The 20,505-nt window shown below is 69.5% G+C and carries 21 protein-coding genes; 6 read left to right on the plus strand and 15 right to left on the minus strand.

The annotated features are described in order from the left end of the window. Together ACIHCQ_RS37120 and ACIHCQ_RS37125 are read left to right on the plus strand one after the other, a co-directional pair. On the plus strand, positions 1-1,449 hold a 1,449-nt coding region (locus tag ACIHCQ_RS37120), incomplete at its 5' end, for an alpha-mannosidase (RefSeq protein ID WP_399672677.1). Positions 1,450-1,452: 3 nt separating this feature from the next. After that, positions 1,453-2,721, plus strand: coding sequence for an alpha-L-fucosidase (locus ACIHCQ_RS37125; protein ID WP_399672679.1), 1,269 nt, complete (start codon positions 1,453-1,455; stop codon positions 2,719-2,721). A 10-nt stretch (positions 2,722-2,731) separates the two neighbouring features. Here ACIHCQ_RS37125 and glpK read toward each other — a convergent pair whose 3' ends face one another. Continuing rightward, positions 2,732-4,246 (minus strand): glycerol kinase GlpK, encoded by a 1,515-nt coding sequence (gene glpK / locus ACIHCQ_RS37130; RefSeq protein WP_399672831.1) that lies wholly within the window; start codon positions 4,244-4,246, stop codon positions 2,732-2,734. A 36-nt stretch (positions 4,247-4,282) separates the two neighbouring features. Further along, complete coding sequence (locus tag ACIHCQ_RS37135) at positions 4,283-5,050, minus strand: IclR family transcriptional regulator (protein WP_399672682.1); 768 nt, start codon at positions 5,048-5,050, stop codon at positions 4,283-4,285. A 133-nt stretch (positions 5,051-5,183) separates the two neighbouring features. On the opposite strand from ACIHCQ_RS37135, the gene ACIHCQ_RS37140 reads away from it, so the two are divergent. Further along, positions 5,184-5,606: an ATP-binding protein gene (locus tag ACIHCQ_RS37140; RefSeq protein ID WP_399672684.1), complete on the plus strand. Its 423-nt coding sequence runs from the start codon at positions 5,184-5,186 to the stop codon at positions 5,604-5,606. Here ACIHCQ_RS37140 and ACIHCQ_RS37145 read toward each other — a convergent pair. From ACIHCQ_RS37145 to ACIHCQ_RS37155, 3 genes are read right to left on the minus strand one after another with little or no spacing between them, the layout of a single operon-like run. After that, a complete protein-coding gene (locus tag ACIHCQ_RS37145) occupies positions 5,575-7,089 on the minus strand; it encodes a multicopper oxidase family protein (protein WP_399672686.1) in 1,515 nt (504 codons plus the stop codon). The two genes, ACIHCQ_RS37140 and ACIHCQ_RS37145, sit on opposite strands and share 32 nt — an antisense overlap. A 44-nt stretch (positions 7,090-7,133) precedes the next feature. Beyond that, positions 7,134-7,532: a hypothetical protein gene (locus tag ACIHCQ_RS37150; RefSeq protein WP_399672688.1), complete on the minus strand. Its 399-nt coding sequence runs from the start codon at positions 7,530-7,532 to the stop codon at positions 7,134-7,136. Between the two features lie 49 nt (positions 7,533-7,581). Beyond that, positions 7,582-8,694 carry an amidohydrolase family protein gene (locus ACIHCQ_RS37155; protein WP_399672690.1) on the minus strand — a complete coding sequence of 371 codons (1,113 nt, stop codon included), beginning with the start codon at positions 8,692-8,694 and terminating at the stop codon, positions 7,582-7,584. An 88-nt stretch (positions 8,695-8,782) separates the two neighbouring features. On the opposite strand from ACIHCQ_RS37155, the gene ACIHCQ_RS37160 reads away from it, so the two are divergent. Further along, on the plus strand, positions 8,783-9,307 hold the full coding sequence (locus ACIHCQ_RS37160) for a MarR family winged helix-turn-helix transcriptional regulator (protein WP_399672692.1): 525 nt from the start codon (positions 8,783-8,785) through the stop codon (positions 9,305-9,307). A gap of 579 nt (positions 9,308-9,886) precedes the next feature. Here the strand turns inward: ACIHCQ_RS37160 and ACIHCQ_RS37165 are convergent. The 6 genes from ACIHCQ_RS37165 to ACIHCQ_RS37190 form a co-directional block, all read right to left on the minus strand. Further along, positions 9,887-10,261 (minus strand): hypothetical protein, encoded by a 375-nt coding sequence (locus ACIHCQ_RS37165; RefSeq protein WP_399672694.1) that lies wholly within the window; start codon positions 10,259-10,261, stop codon positions 9,887-9,889. A gap of 57 nt (positions 10,262-10,318) precedes the next feature. Beyond that, positions 10,319-10,705, minus strand: coding sequence for a roadblock/LC7 domain-containing protein (locus ACIHCQ_RS37170; RefSeq protein ID WP_399672696.1), 387 nt, complete (start codon positions 10,703-10,705; stop codon positions 10,319-10,321). Positions 10,706-10,784: 79 nt separating this feature from the next. Beyond that, complete coding sequence (locus ACIHCQ_RS37175; protein WP_399672698.1) at positions 10,785-11,549, minus strand: transcriptional regulator; 765 nt, start codon at positions 11,547-11,549, stop codon at positions 10,785-10,787. Beyond that, positions 11,546-11,956 carry a hypothetical protein gene (locus ACIHCQ_RS37180; RefSeq protein WP_399672700.1) on the minus strand — a complete coding sequence of 137 codons (411 nt, stop codon included), beginning with the start codon at positions 11,954-11,956 and terminating at the stop codon, positions 11,546-11,548. The genes ACIHCQ_RS37175 and ACIHCQ_RS37180 overlap by 4 nt, the downstream gene beginning before the upstream one ends. A gap of 340 nt (positions 11,957-12,296) precedes the next feature. Beyond that, a complete protein-coding gene (locus ACIHCQ_RS37185) occupies positions 12,297-12,488 on the minus strand; it encodes a hypothetical protein (RefSeq protein WP_399672701.1) in 192 nt (63 codons plus the stop codon). Between the two features lie 196 nt (positions 12,489-12,684). Beyond that, on the minus strand, positions 12,685-13,008 hold the full coding sequence (locus ACIHCQ_RS37190) for a hypothetical protein (protein ID WP_399672703.1): 324 nt from the start codon (positions 13,006-13,008) through the stop codon (positions 12,685-12,687). A gap of 567 nt (positions 13,009-13,575) precedes the next feature. Here ACIHCQ_RS37190 and ACIHCQ_RS37195 point away from each other — a divergent pair. Beyond that, on the plus strand, positions 13,576-14,475 hold the full coding sequence (locus ACIHCQ_RS37195; protein WP_399672705.1) for a hypothetical protein: 900 nt from the start codon (positions 13,576-13,578) through the stop codon (positions 14,473-14,475). A 2-nt stretch (positions 14,476-14,477) separates the two neighbouring features. Beyond that, positions 14,478-14,810, plus strand: a complete 333-nt coding sequence (locus tag ACIHCQ_RS37200) for a hypothetical protein (protein ID WP_399672707.1) — start codon at positions 14,478-14,480, stop codon at positions 14,808-14,810. 58 nt (positions 14,811-14,868) lie between these two features. Here ACIHCQ_RS37200 and ACIHCQ_RS37205 read toward each other — a convergent pair whose 3' ends face one another. From ACIHCQ_RS37205 to ACIHCQ_RS37220, 4 genes are all read right to left on the minus strand, one after another. Next, complete coding sequence (locus ACIHCQ_RS37205; RefSeq protein ID WP_399672709.1) at positions 14,869-15,276, minus strand: PIN domain nuclease; 408 nt, start codon at positions 15,274-15,276, stop codon at positions 14,869-14,871. Next, complete coding sequence (locus ACIHCQ_RS37210; RefSeq protein WP_399672711.1) at positions 15,273-15,506, minus strand: type II toxin-antitoxin system VapB family antitoxin; 234 nt, start codon at positions 15,504-15,506, stop codon at positions 15,273-15,275. The genes ACIHCQ_RS37205 and ACIHCQ_RS37210 overlap by 4 nt, the downstream gene beginning before the upstream one ends. Positions 15,507-16,531: 1,025 nt before the next feature. After that, complete coding sequence (locus ACIHCQ_RS37215) at positions 16,532-19,501, minus strand: aminotransferase (protein ID WP_399672713.1); 2,970 nt, start codon at positions 19,499-19,501, stop codon at positions 16,532-16,534. A 50-nt stretch (positions 19,502-19,551) separates the two neighbouring features. After that, on the minus strand, positions 19,552-19,992 hold the full coding sequence (locus tag ACIHCQ_RS37220) for an Lrp/AsnC family transcriptional regulator (RefSeq protein ID WP_399672715.1): 441 nt from the start codon (positions 19,990-19,992) through the stop codon (positions 19,552-19,554). Between the last annotated feature and the right edge of the window lie 513 nt (positions 19,993-20,505).

Genomic DNA, 20,505 nt, shown 5'->3' on the forward strand with positions numbered 1-20,505 from the left:
GAGTTGTGGGCGACGACCGCGGCGCTCCACGCACCGGACTACGCGTACCCCTACAAGAAGCTGGACGAGCTGTGGAAGACGGTGCTGCTGCACCAGTTCCACGACATCCTGCCGGGGTCGTCCATCGCCTGGGTGCATCAGGAGGCGGAGGCGGAGTACGCGAGGGTGGCGAAGGAACTGGAGCAGCTGACGGGCGACGCCGTCGCCGCTGTGGCACAGCAGCAGGACCACGGCCACGGCCACGGCAACTGGGCGTACAACACGAGCCCCTTCGACCGTACAGAGGTCATCGGCACACCAGCCGGAACCCTCGCCTACACCGCAGTCCCCGCGAACGGCACCGCCCCCCTCGGCAACGCGGCGCCCCCGCAGGAGGTCACCGTCACGGCCGGCCGAATCCTCGACAACGGCCTGGTCCGGGTCGAGGTGGGAGAGGACGGCACCCTCGCCTCCGTACGCGACCTCACCGCCGACCGCGAGGTCCTGGCCCCCGGCGAGAAGGGCAACCTCCTCCGCCTCCACACGGACCTCCCCAACTCCTGGGACGCCTGGGACATCGACAAGCACTACCGCAACCGGTACACGGACCTGCTCGGCGCGGAGTCGGTCACCGTCGTCGAAGACGGCCCCCTGCGGGCCGCACTGCGCGTGGAGCGGGCGTTCGGGAAGGGATCCCGCATCGCCCAGACCGTGACCGTACGGGCGGGCAGCCGGCGCATCGACATCGAGACGGAAATCGACTGGCACGAGGCGGAGAAGATCCTCAAGGCCGGCTTCCCGGTGGACCTGCGGGCCGACCACTCCAGCGCGGAGATCCAGTTCGGCCACGTCAAGCGGCCCACGCACACCAACACCAGCTGGGAAGCGGCCCGGTTCGAGGTCTCCGGCCACCGCTGGGTGCATGTCGGCGAGCCCGGATACGGCGTCGCGGTCATCAACGACGCGACGTACGGGCACGACGTCGGCCGCACCACCCGCGCCGACGGCGGTACGACCACGAGAGTCGGCCTCAGCCTGGTGCGCGCCCCGCGCGTCCCCGACCCCGAGGCCGACCAGGGCAGACACCGGTTCACGTACGCGCTGCTGCCCGGCGCGACCGTGCGGGACGCGATCGCCGAGGGGTACGCGCTGAACCTGCCGCTGCGGGTCGCCACGACGGGGACAGCCATGGAACCCCTGGTCACCACGGACGGCCCAGCCGCCGTGGTCGAAGCGGTCAAGCTCGCCGACGACCGCTCCGGCGACGTGATCGTCCGCCTCTACGAATCCCTCGGCGGCCGCACCCGCACGACGGTGCGCCCCGGCTTCGCGCACACCGGGGCCACGGTCACCGACCTCCTGGAACGCCCGTCGGCCGACGCGCAGCCGGTGACGGTGACCGACGACGGCGGCGTCACCGTCGACCTGCGGCCCTTCCAGATCCTCACCCTCCGCCTGAGCAGGGGCTGAGGCATGACCATGCAACCGTGGTTCCGTGAGGCGAAGTTCGGGATCTTCATCCACTGGGGCATCTACGCCGTCGACGGCGTACAGGAGTCGTGGTCGTTCTTCGAGGGCGATGTCCCCCACGACCAGTACATGGGGCAGCTCGACGGGTTCACGGCCTCGGCCTACCACCCCCGCGAGTGGGCCGCTCTCTTCGCCCGCGTCGGCGCCCGCTACGCCGTGCTGACGAGCCGCCACCACGACGGCGTCTCCCTGTGGGACACGGCGCTGAGTGACCTGAACGTCGTGAGCCGCACACCCGCCGGCCGCGACCTGGTGGGCCCGTACGCCGACGCCCTGCGGGAGCGGGGCCTGAAGGTCGGCCTCTACTACTCCCACAACGACTGGAACCACCCCGACTACGCCTCCACACGCTACGAGGGCCGGCCACCCGATCAGGAGAACAACCCGTACGCCGAGGTCCCCAAGGAGCAGGAGGACCTGAAGGCGTGGGAGCGCTATCTGGCCTACCGCGACGGCCAGGTCCGGGAACTGTGCACGCGTTACCGCCCCGACCTCCTCTGGTTCGACGGCGAGTGGGAGCGCACCGAGGAGCAGTGGCGCATCCGTGAACTGGCCGAGCTGATCCGCTCCGAGGTCCCGGACTGCGTACTGAACGCACGGATGCTCAGCGAGGGCGACTACGCGACACCCGAGCAGGGCGTGCCAATCGTGGCCCCCGAAGGTCCCTGGGAGCTGTGCCTGACCTTCAACGACTCCTGGGGCTACCGCCACCACGACCACAACTACAAGTCGACCGGTCAGCTGATCCGCTACTTCACCGAGACCATCGGCGCGGGCGGCAATCTGCTGCTGTCCGTCGGCCCGAAGGAGGACGGCACCATCCCCGTCGAGCAGGTCGAACGCCTTGAAGGCATGGGCGCGTGGATCGCCCGGCACTCCGAGGCGGTGTACGGCACGGTCGCGGGTCTGCCCGCCGGGCACCACTACGGCCCCAGCACTCTCTCGGCCGACCGCCACACGCTCTACCTGACGGTCTTCGACATCCCGCGCGGCCCCGTCGGCGTACGGGGACTGCGTACGCCCGTACGCCGCGTGCGTGCCCTCGGCGCCGGAACGGAACTCGGCCACCAGGTCATCGGGGGCCTCCACGAGGCCCCGGGGGTGCTGTGGATCGATCCACCGGCGGCTGCCGACCTCGACGACCACGCGACGGTGCTCGCCGTGGAACTCGACGGCGAACTGGACCTGTACCGCGGGGGCGGTCGCTTCTGAGGAGGACAGGTCAGTGGGCTTCCCGAGGCTTGATCCACCCCAGTGACCGCTCGACGGCCCGCTGCCAGTTGTCGTACTCCGATTCGCGCCGCCGCGGATCCATCTGCGGCAGCCACTGGGCGGCCCGGTGCCAGTTGCGGCGCAGCACCTCCAGGTCCGGCCAGTACCCGGCGGCCAGGCCCGCGGCGTAGGCGGCGCCCAATGACACGGTTTCCGCGGCCATGGGCCGTACCACGGGTACGTCGAGCACATCGGCCAGGAACTGCATGAGCAGGTTGTCGGAGGTCATTCCGCCGTCCACTCTGAGCTCCTTCAGGGGGGACGGGGAATCGGCGTTCATGGCGTCGACGACTTCCCTGGTCTGCCAGCCGGTGGCCTCCAGAACGGCCCGGGCCAGGTGGCCTTTGGTGATGTAGGAGGTGAGACCGACGATGACGCCGCGTGCGTCGCTGCGCCAGTGGGGCGCGTACAGGCCGGAGAAGGCCGGGACGATGTAGCAGCCGCCGTTGTCCTCGACGGTGCGTGCGAGAGTCTCGATCTCGGGGGCGGTTGTGATCAGTCCCAGGCGGTCACGGAACCACTGGACGAGTGCGCCGGTGACGGCGATGGGACCCTCCAGGGCATAGACCGCGGGCTGGTCACCGATCTTGTAGGCGACCGTGGTGAGCATTCCGTGCCGGGACCGCACGGGGCCGGCGCCCGTGTTGAGGAGCAGAAAGCTGCCGGTTCCGTACGTGCACTTCGCCTCGCCCGGTGCGAAGCAGGTCTGCCCGAACAGGGCCGCCTGCTGATCACCCAGGGCGGCGGTGATCCGTACGCCCGGCAGGAGTGAACGGGCGGCTCCGTAGGCCTCGGCCGAGGAGCGGATCTCGGGCAGCATCGCTTCGGGGACCCCGAAGAACTCCAGCAGTTCCTCGTCCCAGGCGAGGGTGTCGATGTTCATCAGCATGGTGCGGCTGGCGTTGGTGACGTCCGTGACGTGCAGCCCGCCGTCCGGGCCGCCGGTGAGATTCCAGATCAGCCAGCTCTCCATCGTGCCGAAGAGCACCTCGCCGTTCTCGGCGCGCCGCTGGAGCCCGTCGACGTGGTCGAACAGCCAGCGGATCCGCGGCGCCGAGAAGTAGCTCGTCAGGGGCAGGCCGCAGCGTTGGAGGAAGAAGTTGTCCCCCGTGGTGCCCTTCAGGTGCTCGATGAGGGGAGCGGTACGGGTGTCCTGCCAGACGATCGCCCTGCTCAGCGGTGTCCCCGTGCGGCGGTCCCAGAGCACGGTGGTTTCACGCTGGTTGGCGATGCCGACGGCGATGACCTCGTCGACGCCCACGCCGGCGTCCAAAAGCGCCTGCGGCATCACGCGCCGCAGGGTCTGCCAGATCTCGACGGCGTCGTGCTCGACCCAGCCCGGCCTGGGGAAATGCTGCCGGTGCTCGCGCTGTGCGAGAGACATCAGCCGCCCGCCGTGGTCGAACAGCATGCATCGGGTGGAGGTGGTGCCCTGGTCGACTGACATCACATACCGCTGAACCATGATCATGCCTCCCTTATGAGAAGGAGAGTGGCGAGCTCACCAGCGGGCCGCCCCCAGATCTCGGGAGATCGCCCGTGCGGCGTTGCGGACCTGGGTGATCAGATGCGGCTGGGGGTGGCCCTGGGGGTCGCAGATCCGCTCGACCGGTCCGGAAATGCCGATGGCACCCACCACGAGGCCGCCGAGCCCGCGGATCGGCGCGGCGATCCCGGCCTCGCCCATGGTCATCTCTTCGACCTCGGGAGCCCATCCGAGCTCGCGGATCTGAGTGAGTGCGGGGGTGAGGGTCTCCGCGGTGATGAGGGTGTGCCGGGTGTAGGCCTCCAGCCCGTCCTGCGGCACCGGCCCGATGGGGGAGGTCCCGTACGCGAGCAGAACCTTGCCCAGAGAGGAGGCGTGCAGCGGCAGCAGGGCGCCGACGTCCATGGTCTGCAGGGTGTCGTCCGGGCGGAAGACGTGGTGGACGATGAGCACCTCGCCCTCGAGCGGGGTCCCGAGCCGCACCGCCTCGCCACTGCGGGCGGCCAGGGCGTCGGCCCAGTTGATGGAGCGGGAGCGGAGCTCGTTGACGTCGAGGTAGCTGGTACCCAGATGCAGCAGCGCGGCGCCCAGCTGGTACTTCCCGGTGGCCGGGTCCTGCTCGACGAAGTCCACGTGCTGCAACGTCCGCAGGATGCCGTGCGTGGTGCCCTTCGCCAGTCCGAGGGACGCCGACACCTCGCCGAGGGCGAGTCTGCGCGGGCCACTGGCGAGCAGGCGCAGAATCGCCGCTGCCCGTTCGATCGACTGGACCGGGCCGGCCATGAGGCGATTCTATCCGGTGCGGGGCGCCTCGTTCGGTAATGCCGAACGGGATTCATTGACTCCAGGAGGCATCCGTCTTTACCGTACACAGTCGGCCAAATCGGACTGGACCGCTCACGGAGAGGAGGGCCCCATGGCGCTACAACTGGACACGGTGCTGAAGGAGGCAGTCGAACACGTCTGCGCGTTGCCACAGGCGCCCGAAGCCGTCGCGGTCGTACGCCGAGGGGTACGCCAGGTCCTGGAGGAGTGGGGGCTCCTGGACATCGCAGAGGACGTGCTCCTGGTGACCAGCGAGCTGGTCACCAACGCCCTCTTGCACGCCCTGCCCCCGGCGACCCTGCGCCTTTCCCGGTTCCGGGTCGACGGCCGCCGGACCCTGCGCGTCGACGTCACCGACACCGGATCCGTGGGCGGCCCGAGAGAGCCGGCCACCGAAGCCGACGCGGACGAGCACGGCCGGGGCCTCGGCATCGTTGCCGCACTGTCGGTCCGGCACGGCGTACGCGTCGACTCCGACGGGATCACCCGGTGGGCCGACCTCGCCGCGGCGTGAGTTCCGCCGCGGCCTGATGGCCCACCGCAGTGCGGTGGGGTCCGCTTCCGCGGCCGGCGCGCTCGCCCGGGCCGAGAACGACGAATTGGCCCATCATTCCCTGATCTTCGTGGTAGAGCATGTGGCAGTGGAACATGTACGGGATGTCCGGGTCCGAGTAGTCCGCGAAGCGCATGATGAGCCGTGCTGCCGTGCCGGGAGGCAAGAGGACGGTGTCCTTCCAGCCGGAGAGCTCGGGGGGCGGCTGCTCACCGTTGAGTGAGAGGACCTGGAATTGGACATCGTGCACGTGGAAGCTGTGCAGCGTGCCGTCGCCACTGCGCACGTTCCAGATCTCGGTGGTGCCCTTGCGCGCTTCGGCGTCGATGCGGCCCATGTCCATGAGCCTGCCGTTGATCATGTGTTCGGCGAGCTCGAAGGTGCGAGTCCTGGTGGCCGACGCCTCCGCTGTCCGGGGCACGTCGGCCAGCCGGGCCGGGATCGGGGGAGATTCGGTGAGTTCGGGCGCCGCCCGGAGTTCCAGTACGTCGAAGCGGTCTGGACCACCGTCGTGCTGGACGAATCCGGCGCCGGTGGCCGGGTCCTCGCTGCGCAGCACCACGCGCTCGCCGGGTTCGATCCCGACCACGATCTCGGCGCGCTCGCCCGGGGCGAGTTGCATCTGTCCGGTGGTATGCGGGGCAGACAGTAGCCCGCCGTCCGAGGCGATCTGGTGGAACGAGCGGCCGTCCGCGAAGCGGAAGTTGTACACCCGCGCGTTGGAGCCGTTCAGCAGGCGCAGCCGTATCCGCTCAGTGGTGACGGCAAGGTAGGGTCCGCGTACCCCGTTGACCAGCAGCTCGTCGCCCAAGAAGCCGGTGGTGCCGGCCATCGGTTCGTCGAGGTCCAGCACCCCGTCGGTGAACCGCCGGTCCTGCACGATGAGGGGAACGTCGTCGACTCCGTACTGACCGGGAAGCTGCCCGGCCATGGCCTCGTCGTCGATGAGGAACATGCCGGCCACACCGCGGTAGACATGCTGGGCGGTGCTTCCGTGCAGGTGCGGGTGGTACCAGAGCGAGGCTGCGGGCTGGTCGATCTCCCAGGTGGGCGACCAGGTCGCGCCCGGTTCGATCAGTTGATGAGGGCCGCCGTCCATCGCTGCCGGCAGGTGCATGCCGTGCCAGTGCAGGGAGGTGTACTCCCCGGTGTCGTTGGAGACGTTGACCAGCACCTTCTCGCCGCGCCCGGCGCGCAGCGTAGGGCCGAGGTAGTCGCCGTTGACCCCCCAGGCGGGCGAGCGCCGACCGGCGATGAACTCCCGCCGTCCCTGCCGGATGGTCAGGTCGAAGACCCGCCGCCCATCGTTGTCGATCCGGGACTCGGCGAGTGGCGGCGCGTGTACCGGGTTGGTGAAGGAGACCTTGCCCACCGTGTCGGTCCTCTCACCGATGACGGTCGCCATCAGGGCAGGCACTCCCAGACCGAGGGCCGGCAGTGCCACGGCCGATCCCCCCAGGAGTCTGAGCGTCTGCCGTCTGGTGAGGGTCATGACGCCTGACCGCCCCGCACCGGCGTGCAGTCGTCCCATGACCGCATCAGCAGCATGATGCTGGCGCCGAACATCAGCACGCCGACAGGCACGTGCAGCTCGCGGACGTGGGCGTAGCCGAGCGACAACTGCGCCAAGGTGAACAGCAGCATGGGCGTGCTCTGAAGGATCAGCCGTGGCGAGGCGCCGCCCGGCCGCCAGGCCAGGACCGCGGCGAGCAGGTTGAGCAGCACGGCGAGCACGACGGCACCGGCCATCGTGCCGTGCAGGTTCCGTCCGACGGGCACGGAGGCCAGCAGGAGGCCCGCCGTGACCGCCTGCGCCAGGATCACCGCCGACTGCAGTGGGAGCGTGATCCGCATGAGTCGCTGGGTGGGGCGGGGTGGTGAGGGCATGAAGGTGCTCCTGGGAAGTCCGGGCGGGCAGGGCATGTCGTCGGCCTCGTCAGCGGGACTGCCGGACGCCGCGTCGCCAGACGTCGGTGATGGCGCGGGTGGCGGCGATGTCCCGGGTGGGGTCGCCCTCGACCAGCACCAGGTCGGCGCGGAGGCCTGGGGCGATGCGGCCACGGTCGGCCAGCCCGAAGTGGCGGGCGGGGACGCTGGTGCTCGCGGCCAGCGCCTCGCGCGGGGAGAGGCCGGCCCGGGTCAGCAGTTCCAACTCGCGGTGCAGGCCGTCGCCGTGGAGAGGGGCGAACGGGTTGGCATCGGTTCCGGCCAGCAGCGGCACCCCCGCCCGGCGCAGTGCGCCGGCCACATGGCCGGCGTTGGCGACCCGGTCCGGGCTGCCGCCGCTCACCTCGTAGTTGACGATCGCGCTGACCACGAACACGCCCTGGGCGGCGGCCCGTTCGGCCAGCTCGTCGGCGGCCGGATCGCCCGGGGCGGTGTCGGCCCAGACATGGGCCAGGCCGTCCACGCCCGCGTCCAGCGCGATCGCGGTCTCCTTGCAGGTGACCGCGTGCGCGATGGTGCGCAGCCCGGCGGCGCGCGCCGCATCGACCAGGGCTTTGACGGTGTCGGGGCCGAGGGTGAGGACCGGGGCCCAGCCCGTCGCGCCGTCGTCGATCACGACTTTCAGGTAGTCACTGCCCTCGGCAACCCGGGCCGCGACGAACGCAGCGGCCTGGGCGGGCCGCGTGATCGTCTCGAACGGCCCGTTCGCGTCCTCGGGGCGCCCCAGATGGGGCGCGACCGCCGCCATGACTCCCGACGGGTGGCCGCCCGGGGCGGTGGCGAGGACTCCGGCGCTGCGCAGATCGGCGACGTCGTCGCGGTCGGCGGCCAGAAGGCGCTGCCGCGCCAGGTTCGGCGGCAGGCAGAACATGTCCAGTTCGGTGGTCACCCCGTACGTCAGCGCCTGCGCGAGGCTGCCGTCGAAGGTGTGAGTGTGTGCGTCGATCAGCCCCGGAAGCAACGTTCTGCCCGTGCCGTCGAGCTCGACGTCCGCTCGGCGGCCATCCGGCTCGGCTATTCGGTCGTCTACGACAAGAACATCAGCGCGCGCGACGGCCTGTTCGCCGTCGAAGACACGGACGTCACGGATGAGAGTTCGCATGGCAGCCTCCGGAACTACTTCGCTCGAATACAGTTCGCCAGGAGACAGTACTCCAGTTAACTATCTTCGAGCGAATAGAATGCTCGCCATGAGCGAGAGCGGCGCGAACCTGATGGGCCAAATCGTCGAGGGCTGGCTACGCGAACGGCCGGACCTGGACATGTCCGCGCTGGCGATCGTCGGTCGACTGTCGTTCGTCGCCGAGACCGTCATCGGTCCGGCCGGCCGGCGAGCTGTCGAACGTCACGGCGTCGGGAAGGGCGACTTCGACGTGCTCGCGACACTGCGGCGCACTGGAGCCCCGTACACCCTGAGCCCGTCGGCGTTGTCCGCCGCGTTGATGATGTCGCGAGCAGGCATGACCAAGCGGCTCGACCGCCTCGAGAAGGCCGGGCTGGTGGAGCGCACCCTCGACGCGGACGACCGCCGCAGCTTCCGGATCACCCTCACCGACGATGGCCGCCGGGTCGCCGACGCCGCACTCACCGAGCTCGCGGCCACCCTCACGAGCCTGATCGCCGGCCTCACCGACGAGGAACTCGACGGCCTCGACCGCGGGCTGAACGCTTTGCTGCGCGCCGGTGAACCCACGGCGCACACCCCCGACGCCTGAACCCGCCCGCTGAGGGTGAGCTCCACCCCGGACGGTACGACGGCTGCGCTCGGGGGACCGATCAGGTTCGCAGTTGTACGGGCCGGTTTCCGGCCCGGCACTCACGACAGCCGACCATTGCGTACCGGTACCAGTGCCAGTACGGGTCCTCCGGCCGGCAGCCCCTCGAACATGATCTTGATCGGTCCCCGCCGGCTCGGGAAAGGGTTTCGAACCCGCCCGCAGCGGATTGCCCTTCCCCCGCAGAGGCTCCGCCCCGGTGCTCGGGGGCGGAGCCTCAGTGGCCATTCCTACGAATGGGCTAACGACCAGGGCAAGCTGCGTGGCCCTGCTCGATGCGGGGACCACCCCCGCGGGCGCAGGAGCAGTGGCCCGGGTGCTCTCACGCACGAGCGTTCAGCAGCTCCACTTGATCGATTCGTTGAACAGCGGCTGCTGCCGGAATACCGCGGCCAGGGCGTCGGCGTGTGGCAGGAGTCCCGGTGTCTCCGAGGGGCCTGCCGATCCGTGCGACGACCGCCTGCCGCAACCCTGGCGCTTCACTACCCCAGCACTACTGGCGGAGGGGCCGACAGCGCGTCAGACGTCCAGCTCGGCCTCGATCTTCTTCAGCTGATGCCGGGCCATGGCGAGGTTCGCCCGGTCCTTGTCCAGCGCGATGTAGAGGAAGAGGCCATTGGTCCCACGACCCTTGAGCAGCCGGATCAGGTGGTACTGCGTGCCGAGGGTGATCAGGATGTCCTCGATGTTGTCCTTGAGCCCGAGCTGCTCCATGGTGCGCACCTTGGCGCGTACGACATCGGTGTTGCCCGCGGCGGCCACCGTCAGGTCCAGATCCTTTCCGCCGCCGACGGTGCCGAGGGCCATTCCGCTGGTGTAGTCGACGAGTGCGGCGCCCAGGGCACCATCGATGACAGTGATGGCTTCCTTGAGGGCGGTTTCGGTGTTGGCCATGAGAGGCGCACTTCCTTTCCGTCTGTTGGGGGTGCGTGATGGTGTTGCGGTCATGGGTCAGGTGTTCTCCGGTCGTTCGAGGGCGCAGTCGACCAGCTCGCCGATGCGGGCGCTGGAATGGCGGGCCTCGAGGTGGAGCCGACCCACGTTGATGCGTGGCTCGGCCAGGAGGGTGAGGACGGCCGAGGAGCCCGCCGCGTAGGTCGCGACATATCCCAGGTCGCCCCGGACCAGCAGCTCACGGAATTCGCCCTGGCCGGTGGCCTCGGTCAGCCGCAGCGCGACGCCGAGGGCTGCTGCGGTCAGCGCGGCGACGCTCTCCGCCTCAGGAGCGTCCGCCGCCAGCACCAGACCGTCCGCGCTGGCGGCCAGTACCCCGGTCAGCTGCGGCACCCGCACGCGGAGCCGTCTCAGTTCACGGAGCACATCGGACTCGGCCGTCATGAGCTGTCTCCTCTCGGCGCGCAGCCTCAGTGCGCGTCTCATGACGGTGTGCGGAAGACCCGATGGATGGAGCGGTGCGTCACAGGCTTGCCTCCAGTGCGTCGCGGAGTCGGCGTAGCAGGGCGGAGTCCAACATGGCGACGGGCTCCGCGATCTCGGGAAATACGGTGGGTTCGGTGGGCACGGCCGGAGCGGCGGGCGTCTCGATGAGCCCCGCTGCGGCCAGCCTCCGCACCTCGATCAGCGTGTTGAAGGTGGGACGGCCGAGCTTCCAGGCGATAGCGGCCGGGGCGCGTATGCCGTCGGCGAGGTTCAGGAGGGACTGTTGACGCGGGCTGACGGACAGCCCTGTGGTGTGCGGGCTGCGCTCCACCGGAGCGGTGTCGACCTCGGGGTGGGGCCACACGGAGTCCAGCAGCCGACTGCGCCGCCGGACCTCACATTCGACGACCTGGGTGGGCACCGGCCGTACCGTCCCGATCCAGTGGGCGACCCCGTAGCGGAAGCGGGTCGGACCGCTGCCCGGTGCCAGTGCGAAGAAGGCCGCGTCGAACAGCGCGCCCACGTGGCAGATCTCCAGCTCGCCGTCGGCCACTTGGCCGCTGTCGACGAGAAAGCGTGCGACCTCGCATTGCGCGCCCGCCTGCGCGACCGCGTCCTCCCACTGCTCGGGCCGCAGCCGGCCGCTCACGGTCAGCAGAACGTCGAGGCCGGGCGCCGCCGGGCTCTCGGCATGGACGATCTGGCCGTCGACCAGATAGAGGAGGCCGTGCTCGCGTACCAGCACGCCGGTGGCCCGCTCGTCCGCGAGCCGTACGAGCATCGGGGAGACGGCCGCCCTCATCCGAGCACCAGCCGCTCGGCGAGATCCGTGAGACGCAGTCGGGCCAGTGCGAGATTGCCCAGCTCCCGGTCGAGCCACAGATGCAGGAACACGCTGCTGTCGAAGGTGGTCTCCACGAACCGCACGACGTGATAACCCGTGCGGGTAGTGACGATGAGGTCCTCGACCGGCGGCCCCTTGGCTTCGCCGCCGTTGGAGTCCCCGGTCGGCTCGTCGGGGGCGAACGCCCTGTACTCCGTGGCCATCCTGGCCAGTTCTGCCGTCTCCGCGGCGGTCGCCTCGTGGTCGCCGCCTGACGGCTCACCTGCCGAGCCGAGCGCCAACCCGCTGATCCAGTCCACGACGGCCGCTCCGCGCGCGCCCGGCACCAACATGGCTTCCAGCAGACACTCGTCGATTCCGGGCACGCGGACTTTCCTCTCCGCCTGAGCGTGTGGCGCACTGTTGTGCGGCAGTGACGGAGAAGTTACGTAACGGTGGTGTGTGAGTGAGGTGAGTTGGGACATATTCCGTCGGAACTTGCCCTGATCCCGGTACAATTCGCGCCTGCCCGCCTGCTCCTGACGGATCAAGGCCGGGCTGTCCGGTGTGCCCGCATACCGGCGGGGACGGTGGCAGCGGACGCCGGGGCAACTCGGGCGGGCGGTTCGGCTCAGGCCTGGTCCTCGCCGCGGGCCTTGAGCACCGCCTTGTTGACTGCCACAGTCCGATGCCGATCGCGATCAGCACGCCCGCGCGGATGCACACCTACGCGTCCCGGTCGGCGAGCGGACTCGCCAGGATCAGCGCGACCAGATTCGTCGGAGGACAGAGCGCCCTTTCCTGGCCGTCGGCCCGATAGCTGCCTTCGAACGCCGAAAGACCGTGCTCTCCGACCACGCCGAGCACCTTCCAGCACACGTGCTCGGGCGGCAGCCACTCCCGTGGATCCAGCGGCATCTCGAGATCACGGTCACGGTCACACAGCAGGACGTTCCGCCCCACAGACCAAGACTCCGATGGGGTGCGGAAGTGACAGTTGGTGCGGGGCCATCGGGTAACTGGCGGCCCTCATCGGCTGCCGCGCGACACCGCCGGGGATACCCCGACGGCGCTGTCCGCGTCGGCGGCGGCCACGTAGGTGGGAAAGGCGGCCTCAGGCTTCTTCCAGGGCTTCGCCGAACTCGCGCAGTACCTGGCTGTGATGGCTGTGGGCGAGCTGGTGTCCGACCGTCAGGACCAGCGCCACCGGCCAATCGAGGATATCCAGGGCGGTCAGTACGCCAACTCCGGCGAGAAAGGCGAGCTGTTGGGGAGGGGGCAGTTCAAGGCGCGCGCCGAACACGTCAAGAGTCACGGCGTTGTGTGCAAGAGCGCGTTCAGCCGCCGCGCCGGCCGTCTTCGCATCCGCGCCCGAGGCACCGGGCTGGATGGTCCGGGCATCCTGCGGGGTGACAATTGATGCGGTCATGGTTGCCATCCGTTCCATCGTCGACCACGAACCCGTCGGCGGTGCGTTCTGGCGTGTTTTTCCCTTCTTGTCAACCCTATCCAGGGCGTGAGGACGGCGCATTCCCAAGCGGTGGGCCGCCGCGTCCGCCGCTCGCTCTCGCCTCACCGGGAGGCGGATCCGGAAGGCCGATGACTGTCGGTGGGGCGATCTGGTGCCGGGCCGAGCATGCCGGTGATGTCGCCGGGCCGCGGTGACCAGGCCGGAGGAGAAGGTCGAGGCGTTGGCCGCGGCCACGATGCCACGCGGGGCCATCCACGCGATGAAGCCTCGCTCGCCGCGTGTCAGCCGCCCCGAGCGTGGCCGGCCACACGGCGAGAGGGCGCGTGAGCAGGACCCTGCTGCTCACCCCGCTCCCCCAGCGCCCCGCAGACCGTGATTCCGGGGCGGGCCTTGGGCGGTCTGGCTCCGGGACACGAGGCAACCGACGACGCCTTGCCGGTCACGGACAAGGCGTTCGGTCAGCCGACAGCCCTCGGTAGCCTCGTGCCGATCCGTGCAAGCGGTGCGACCCAGCCGCCTCCGACCACGGACACCGTGTCGCTCCTGGGGGTCGGCGGGCTGCCCGAGGGGTTGTCCGAGGACGACATCCGAGACTTGTACGCGGACAAGGCGAAGCTCTCCACCACGCTCAGGGACGCGGGGCTGACCGAGCGGGCGGCGGCGGTGGCCGAGGAACTCGGCGCGGTGACGGTCGGCGAACTACTCGACGTACCGCTGCCTCGCTTCCGCAACAAGCGCGGGATCGGCGCGGTCGTGAAGAAGGAGCTCAACCGGCGGCACCGGCAGTGGACAGCGGCGCTCCGTCCGAGGAAGTCCAAGGCCCCGACTGCCGTGCCGGTAAGGCCGGTTGATGCTGTCTGGCCGGCCACGGATGACAAGCTCAGCGCACAGCACGAGACCCGGCAGAACGTGGAGCGGCTCGCGGCCCTCCTCAACCCGGTGCCGACAGGCCGCAAGGACAATAAGCGGCCGCAAGTGGTCGCGGCTTGGCTCGGGCTCGACGGCAACTCGGAAGTCGGTACCTGGCCGACCAACCGGCAGGTCGCGGAGGCGGTCAAAGCCTCTGAGCACACGGTTTCCAAGCACCTCGGCTCAGCCATCGGCGACTGGGCCGAGGCAGGCTGGATGGACATCCTGTGCGGTGAACTGGTCGACGCCGTTCGTGACGCCGGCCGCGTGATGACCGCCCGCGAACTGGCCCGGGTGCTCGCCGCCGGTCACGGCTCGGAGAGCGAGACCATCGAGGGCACGGAGGCCGCCGCGCTCGCCGTCGCACGGGCGGCGGTCACGGCCGAGACGCTGCTCACCGGCCGCGACGAGGAGCACGAGCCCCGACTCGCACAGTTTCGGCGCCGGGGGCGGCTGATCGTGGCCTGGAGTCGCTGGACGGCTCCGACGACCCGACATCGGATGAACTCGCCGCGTACGCCATAGCGTTGGGTGACGCGGCCGAGAGGATCGCTGCCACCGATCCCCTTCCCGACCGGAGTGCGGCGCTGCGCGACCTACGTGCCGTGGGCACACCCGAGGGCATGGACCCGCTGCCCGACGCCCGGCTGGTCACACTCGTTGCCGCAGCCTCGGCGGGGGCGGCCGCCTCACCGCGTCTTGAGATGTACCCCAAGACACTGGAGCTGTGGCGGGCCCTGCAGATCTCGCAGGCCGCGGCGGGTGTGCGCCGCGAGGTCGGCATCAGCCTGGATGGGCTGCTGGCCCGGCTGCGTTCTGTGCTCAGGGGACCGACCAGGTTCGCAGTTCTGGGACAGTGACTTGGGTATCGATCAACGAGAGGCCCACAGGCCGACAACGTGGACCGGCCTCACGAGATCAGGCTCGTACGTCTCGCTGCTGAACTTCCTTGAGCACTCCCGCCACCGTCACGAAGTCGTTGTCCACATGGAGGACAGTGTGCCCGTGGTGGACCGCGGTCGCACACACCAGCAGGTCGATCGCTCCTGCCGCACGATGTTGGCCACGCTGGGTCAGTTTGTATTGGGCCGTGTCGACCCAACGCCAGGCATTCTTCGGAACGGGAGAGAGCAGGCAGAGCGCGTCCAACTCCTCCGCCAGCTCGTCCCGGTGAGACGGGCTGGTTGCCGAGTAGAGAAATTCGGCGCGCGTCGGCTCGCAAAGACGGAACACCCCGGCGGCGATGTGCCCCTCCCACGGCGGCAATGCCCCGGGGGTGCGGAACAGGTGCCACAGGGCGGAGGTGTCGAGCAGATATGTGATCACTCGAAGGCCTCGCGTCGGGCACGCTTTCCTGCGTCATGCGCCGCCGCGGCCTGCTCGAACTCGCCGCGCGCACCGCGCGCGGCCAGCTTCTCGGCGGCATCAAGCCGCTTGATCCGTGACACGTAGTCCCGCAGGGCCGCGTTGACCGTCTCCTTCTTCGTCGTGACACCCATCAACCGCATGGCCTCGGCGAGTGCCTCGTCATCGAGATCAATCTGTGTGACGGACATCGAGCACCTCCAGCATCCATAATGTATGCCATCAAGGTACATCGCCAACATCGGCCGCGCCACCGCTCAGGACTACCCGCCGGAGGTGGCGGGGCGAGGTCTGGGCAGTTCCCTGTACGGGCCGTTTCCGGCCCAAGGATATGGCGGCGGATCCGCTCTCGATACAGCGTCCGCGGGCGGCGAAACTCGTCGGCGGATTCACCCTGCCTGATGTGACGTCCGTGCCGGGGAAGGAAAAGGCGAGCTTCCTCGCACGGCTCGACCGGCCCCTGACGGAGGTCCGAACGCTCATGCCGACCGCGGCCGCTGGACCAACCTGCAACTCGATCGTTGTTTTGTAGGGCGCAGAGAATCTGAGGACCGCCACCAAAGCACTGGCGCGGATCACGTTCGCAGACGCCAGACCTCGCACTGCGGTCGCGAAGCTGGCGCACGGCGCACCCGCGACGTCTGAGATCAATCCACCAATGGCCAGACATGTCCGATTTGGGGAACTCGGCGGCCTCAATTTCGGCCTCAACGTCATAAAACCATGATCGAGTAGGGCCGCCAAGATCTTGCCGCTGCGCCTCCGACCAGCCAACCCGCTGGTCAGATCGTTTCTGCACAGGTAACACGCGGTGGGGCGGGTGGGACTCGAACCCACGGCCGACGGATTATGAGTCCTTTGAGGATCTTGGCGGTCCTTGCCGATCAACGCTCGTCTTTGGCGTTTTTGCAGGCCAGACCGGGTGAGCCAGGCCGGAGCTGCTCAGTCCTTGTCGGTCTGTTCCTGTCCTTGTGTCCCGAACGCGTCCCGAACGCGTCCTGGAGGGACTGGCTTCGACAGCGTGAGCCAGCCCCGCTTGTCAGCTTGGGTTCCAGAGGTGGTCGCAACACCAGACCCTGAGGTGGTTTGCGCCGGGGAGTTGCCGCTCACGCATGTATGCGATTCCGGTCATCGGCGGGAGCCGGGGCCTGGGCGTCCAGCGGCTCGGATGGATGCCGTACACGCCGCCGGGCCCCGGGCCTGCGGATGTGCGGCGTCAGCGGGAGTGGCCGAGTTGGGTGAGGGCCAGGTCAAGCATGTCGGCGAAGAAGTCGGCTGCGGTGGTGTCGATGCACAGCGGTGGCTTGATCTTGAGGATGTTGAGGTGGTCCCCGGTTGGCTGGAGGATCACGCCGAGGTCGAGCATGCGGTCGCAGAGTTCGGCGGTCTCTTCTGTGGCGGGTTCCAGGCCGGCGCGGTCCCGGACGAGTTCGAGGCCGAGGTAGAGGCCCGAGCCGTGGACGGCGCCGATGATGCCGTAGCGGTCGGCCAGTGCCTCGAGCCGGCTTTTCAGATGGCCGCCGACGCGCGCCGCGTTGCCCTGGAGGTCTTCGTCGCGCAGGGTGTCCAGGACGGTGAGGCCCACGATGCTGGAGACAGGGCTGCCGCCGGTGGAGGAGAAGAAGTAGCCCTGGTCACGGTACCGGTCCGCGACCGCCTTCGATGTGATGACGGCGCCGAGGGGGTGTCCGTTGCCCATGGCCTTGGCGACACAGACGATGTCAGGGACGACCTGCTGCTGCTCGAAGCCCCAGAACCAGTGTCCCAGACGGCCGTATCCGACCTGGACCTCGTCGGCGACGGCCAGGCCGCCGTGACGCCGTACCGCCGCGTACACCTGGGCGAGATAGCCGTCGGGAAGGGCGACTCCTCCGGCGTTGCCGTAGAAGGTCTCGCCGATGAATGCTCCCGCCGGGCGGCCGGCAGCGGCCAGTTCGTCGATCACCGCGACGGCCTCGGGTGCGTAGCGCACGGCATCCGACCCGCGGTGGCGGCCGCGGTAGGAGTTGGGCGAGTCCACGGTGTGCACCCAGCTCGGGCGGGTGGCCAGGGCGTTCGGGTTGTCCTGGAGCGAGGTGGAGACCGCGTCGGAGGCGTACGTCCAGCCGTGGTACGCCTCGCGCAGCGCGACGACGTCGTGCCGGCCGGAGGCCGCGATGGCCAGGCGAAGGCCCAGATCCACCGCTTCCGAACCGGAGTTGACGAGGAACACCGTGTCCAGAGGGTCGGGGAGGAGGGCGGCGAGGCGCTCGCTGAACTCCACCACGGAGGCGTAGTGGAAGCGCGAGTTGGTGTTGAGCCGCCGCAACTGCCGGGAGACCGCCTGCTCGACGCGGGGGTGGGCGTGGCCCAATGGAGTGACGTTGTTGACGATGTCGAGGTACGACCGGCCGTCGGTGGACAGCAGATGGTGGCGCCAACCACGTTCGATACGCGGAGGGTTGGCGTAGTAGTGCTCCTGCACGGTGGCGAACGCGGCGTCACGCCGGTCGAGCAGGTCCCTCTCGCGCGTACGGTCGGAGTCGGCCGGGAGGCCGAGGAGCGGGGCGGGGTCGGCGGTGAGCGCGAGCCAGCCGGCGGCGTACTCGGGACGGACCAGGCGCGGGGCGACGGGGCCGTCGGCGTCGCGCAGCGCAACGTGGACCGAGGCACCGGAGCTGAGGTGGATGATGTCCTCGCCCGCCTGCACCGTCGCACCGGTGGTGACCACGGGCTGGACCGCGCGGGGGAAGGACAGCGACAGCGCCTGCGCGCCGTAGGTGAGTTCCACGTGGCCCGGCGCCGCAGCGAGGACCTTGCCCGCGGCGGGCACCTGCACCACGGCATCCCGGCCGAGCCAGAGGTCGATTCCGGTGGACACCGTGGCGGTGGACACCGTCGACAGCGCCGGTGTCCGAGTGAGTCGCGCATGGGCGTACCGGGTGGCGACGGCGGCCGCTCCGTCCGCGAGCGCGGAGGTCACCAGCCGGGCCTCGGTGCCGGCGTCCGTCCAGGCTCCGTGGTCCATGGAATCGGCGTCGGTGGACAGGTCGAGGAGGGTGATGTCGTCGGCGACGAGGTCCCGCAGGAGAGGGCGCACCGGCGCATCGGCCTGCGTGGTCCGGGCAGGCACGTCGGCCATGCCGGTCGCGTCCCTGATGAGGCGGATCATCACCGGCAGGGGCAGCCAGGTGGCCTGTTCGAATATGCGCCATTCGCGGTCGAGTGCGGCCTTGGCGTAGACGTTGTCCTCGTCGACGGCGGCCTGGTGCCGCCCGCTGGCCACCAGGACGGCGGCGCGCAGGACCACGATCGGCCACACCGCCTCAGCTTCCTCGGGGGAGAGCGGCCGAACGGCGTGGAAGGCGCGGACGGCCGGCAGCACGTGGTGAGGCTCGATACCGTCGTGGTGGAGCATCGAGGACAGTGACACGGCGAGTTCGCCGACCGCCCAGCTTGTGGTCACGTCACCGAAGTCGATGACCCCGTCCGGCATGGGCGGGCGGCTGTCGGGACAGCGGATCAGATTGTCGTCGGTGAGGTCCAGGTGCACGGCCTGCGACGGCAGCGTGGCGGCGAGCTTCCGGACATGGGCCCAGGCCTCGGCGGTCGCGGTCTGGACGGCGGTGCGCCGGTCGGGTTCGTCGATGTGCCCGGCGAGCTTGGCGACGACGCGATCGGCGTGCTGCGGGTCCCACTGGAGCACGCGGTCGAGGCCCGGGTGCCGGAAGTCGCGCAGGGCGGTGCTGACCTTTGCGACGATCGTGCCCATGCCCGCCACGGTGCCGGGGGACAGGTGCCGTGGTCCCGAGAGCGTGCCGCCGGGCAGGTGGCGCAGCAGGCGCGCGACGGCCGGACCGTTCTCGGTGTCCACCGTCGTGCGCCGCGGGGTGCCGTCAGGGCGGCGCAGGACCGTGGCGATGCGCAGTTCCGGGCGGGCCGAGGCGATCAGGTCGGCTGCCGCGTCCTGGGCTTCGATCTCCACCGTGCCGAAGGCGGGGTTGGCGATCTTCAGAATCGCCGCGGGCGTCCCGTCGTCGGCGTTCAGCAGGAAGTTGGCGTCCTGCTGGCTGCCCAGCGCCTGCGCGCGAGCAGTGATGCCGAGGTGTTCGGCAGCGATGAGCTCAGCCTCGGCCGGCGCCATGCGGGGTGCGGGAAGGGCGTCCTTGGTGAAGAAGTCGATCGTGCGGCACTCGTCGGGCAGCATGCAGGTTCCTCGGCTGGTGCGGGCGAACAGGGCTCGGACGCTCGGATGCCTCAGTCGACGTGCCACAAGAAGCGGTGAGTGTGAATCGCGAAGTAGGGGAAGTTCTCCACGGATGCGACACCCTCGACGGGCCGCACGACGTCGTTGATGAAGTCCAGAAGATCCCGAGGCTGAGGGCACACCACCTCCGCGAACAGGTCGAAGCCGCCGGCCGTCAGGACCGTGTACACGACTTCGTCGTGCCGGGACAGTTCATCGGCGACCGCCCGGGGATCGCCGTCGATGCGCAAGCCCAGGAGTGCCATCGTCTGCTGACCCATCGTCATCGGGTCGGTCACTCCGACGACCTGGACCGCCTTGGTGTCGATCAGCCGCTGCAGCCGGAGCCTCGCGGCCGAGGGTGACAACCCCACCTTCGGACCCAGATCGGCGTAAGGGATCCGGCCGTCGACCTGCAGCTCCCGCAGGATGGCCCGGTCGATGTCGTCCATCCAGCACCTCTCTCCTGAGCGAACGGCACGCATTGCGCTTGTTTCAAGCACAATGCCCGATCCATGCGCTCGATTCAAGTGTGAAGACGATGGAATCGAGCGAATCGTGTGGGCGGGTTCCCGTGCACCCTCGAGAGTCCTGACGTTGTGTGAGGACCCGGCGACCGAAGGTCTCCGGGTCCTGTTGATCGGTGACGGTCAGACGGAGTCCATCACCGAGTCCGACGGAGAGGGGTGATGTCGGGAACCCGGTTGGTGATGGAGGGCCGGGCCGCTTCGGGGGTTGCCAGCAGGGCGACGATGATGACGGGCTGATCGCAGTGCGGGCAGTTCCGGACGGCTGTGGGGGTCAGGGCTTCCACCGGTCGTGCAGAAACACCCGTGGCTGCCGGAGCCGTTCGTGCCTGAGTTCGCCGAGGCGGACGGCCCGTTGTTCATCGCGTTCCTGATGGCGCTGCTTCTCGGCGTCGCGTCGACAGTCGGGCGAGCAACAGACCTGCCGCAGGCAGGGGT

The organism is Streptomyces sp. NPDC052236 (genome assembly GCF_044548015.1).
Classification (GTDB): domain Bacteria; phylum Actinomycetota; class Actinomycetes; order Streptomycetales; family Streptomycetaceae; genus Streptomyces.

Bases quoted from the DNA above. Each gene is read 5' to 3' on its own strand.
- ACIHCQ_RS37140 (WP_399672684.1), top strand. From the start codon at position 5,184: ATGGCGCTACAACTGGACACGGTGCTGAAGGAGGCAGTCGAACACGTC.
- ACIHCQ_RS37155 (WP_399672690.1), bottom strand. From the start codon at position 8,694: ATGCGAACTCTCATCCGTGACGTCCGTGTCTTCGACGGCGAACAGGCC.
- ACIHCQ_RS37165 (WP_399672694.1), bottom strand. From the start codon at position 10,261: ATGGCCAACACCGAAACCGCCCTCAAGGAAGCCATCACTGTCATCGAT.
- ACIHCQ_RS37170 (WP_399672696.1), bottom strand. From the start codon at position 10,705: ATGACGGCCGAGTCCGATGTGCTCCGTGAACTGAGACGGCTCCGCGTG.
- ACIHCQ_RS37135 (WP_399672682.1), bottom strand. From the start codon at position 5,050: ATGGCCGGCCCGGTCCAGTCGATCGAACGGGCAGCGGCGATTCTGCGC.
- ACIHCQ_RS37210 (WP_399672711.1), bottom strand. From the start codon at position 15,506: ATGTCCGTCACACAGATTGATCTCGATGACGAGGCACTCGCCGAGGCC.
- ACIHCQ_RS37125 (WP_399672679.1), top strand. From the start codon at position 1,453: ATGACCATGCAACCGTGGTTCCGTGAGGCGAAGTTCGGGATCTTCATC.
- ACIHCQ_RS37220 (WP_399672715.1), bottom strand. From the start codon at position 19,992: ATGGACGACATCGACCGGGCCATCCTGCGGGAGCTGCAGGTCGACGGC.
- ACIHCQ_RS37150 (WP_399672688.1), bottom strand. From the start codon at position 7,532: ATGCCCTCACCACCCCGCCCCACCCAGCGACTCATGCGGATCACGCTC.
- ACIHCQ_RS37185 (WP_399672701.1), bottom strand. From the start codon at position 12,488: ATGCCGCTGGATCCACGGGAGTGGCTGCCGCCCGAGCACGTGTGCTGG.
- ACIHCQ_RS37160 (WP_399672692.1), top strand. From the start codon at position 8,783: ATGAGCGAGAGCGGCGCGAACCTGATGGGCCAAATCGTCGAGGGCTGG.
- glpK (WP_399672831.1), bottom strand. From the start codon at position 4,246: ATGGTTCAGCGGTATGTGATGTCAGTCGACCAGGGCACCACCTCCACC.
- ACIHCQ_RS37175 (WP_399672698.1), bottom strand. From the start codon at position 11,549: ATGAGGGCGGCCGTCTCCCCGATGCTCGTACGGCTCGCGGACGAGCGG.
- ACIHCQ_RS37215 (WP_399672713.1), bottom strand. From the start codon at position 19,501: ATGCTGCCCGACGAGTGCCGCACGATCGACTTCTTCACCAAGGACGCC.
- ACIHCQ_RS37190 (WP_399672703.1), bottom strand. From the start codon at position 13,008: ATGGCAACCATGACCGCATCAATTGTCACCCCGCAGGATGCCCGGACC.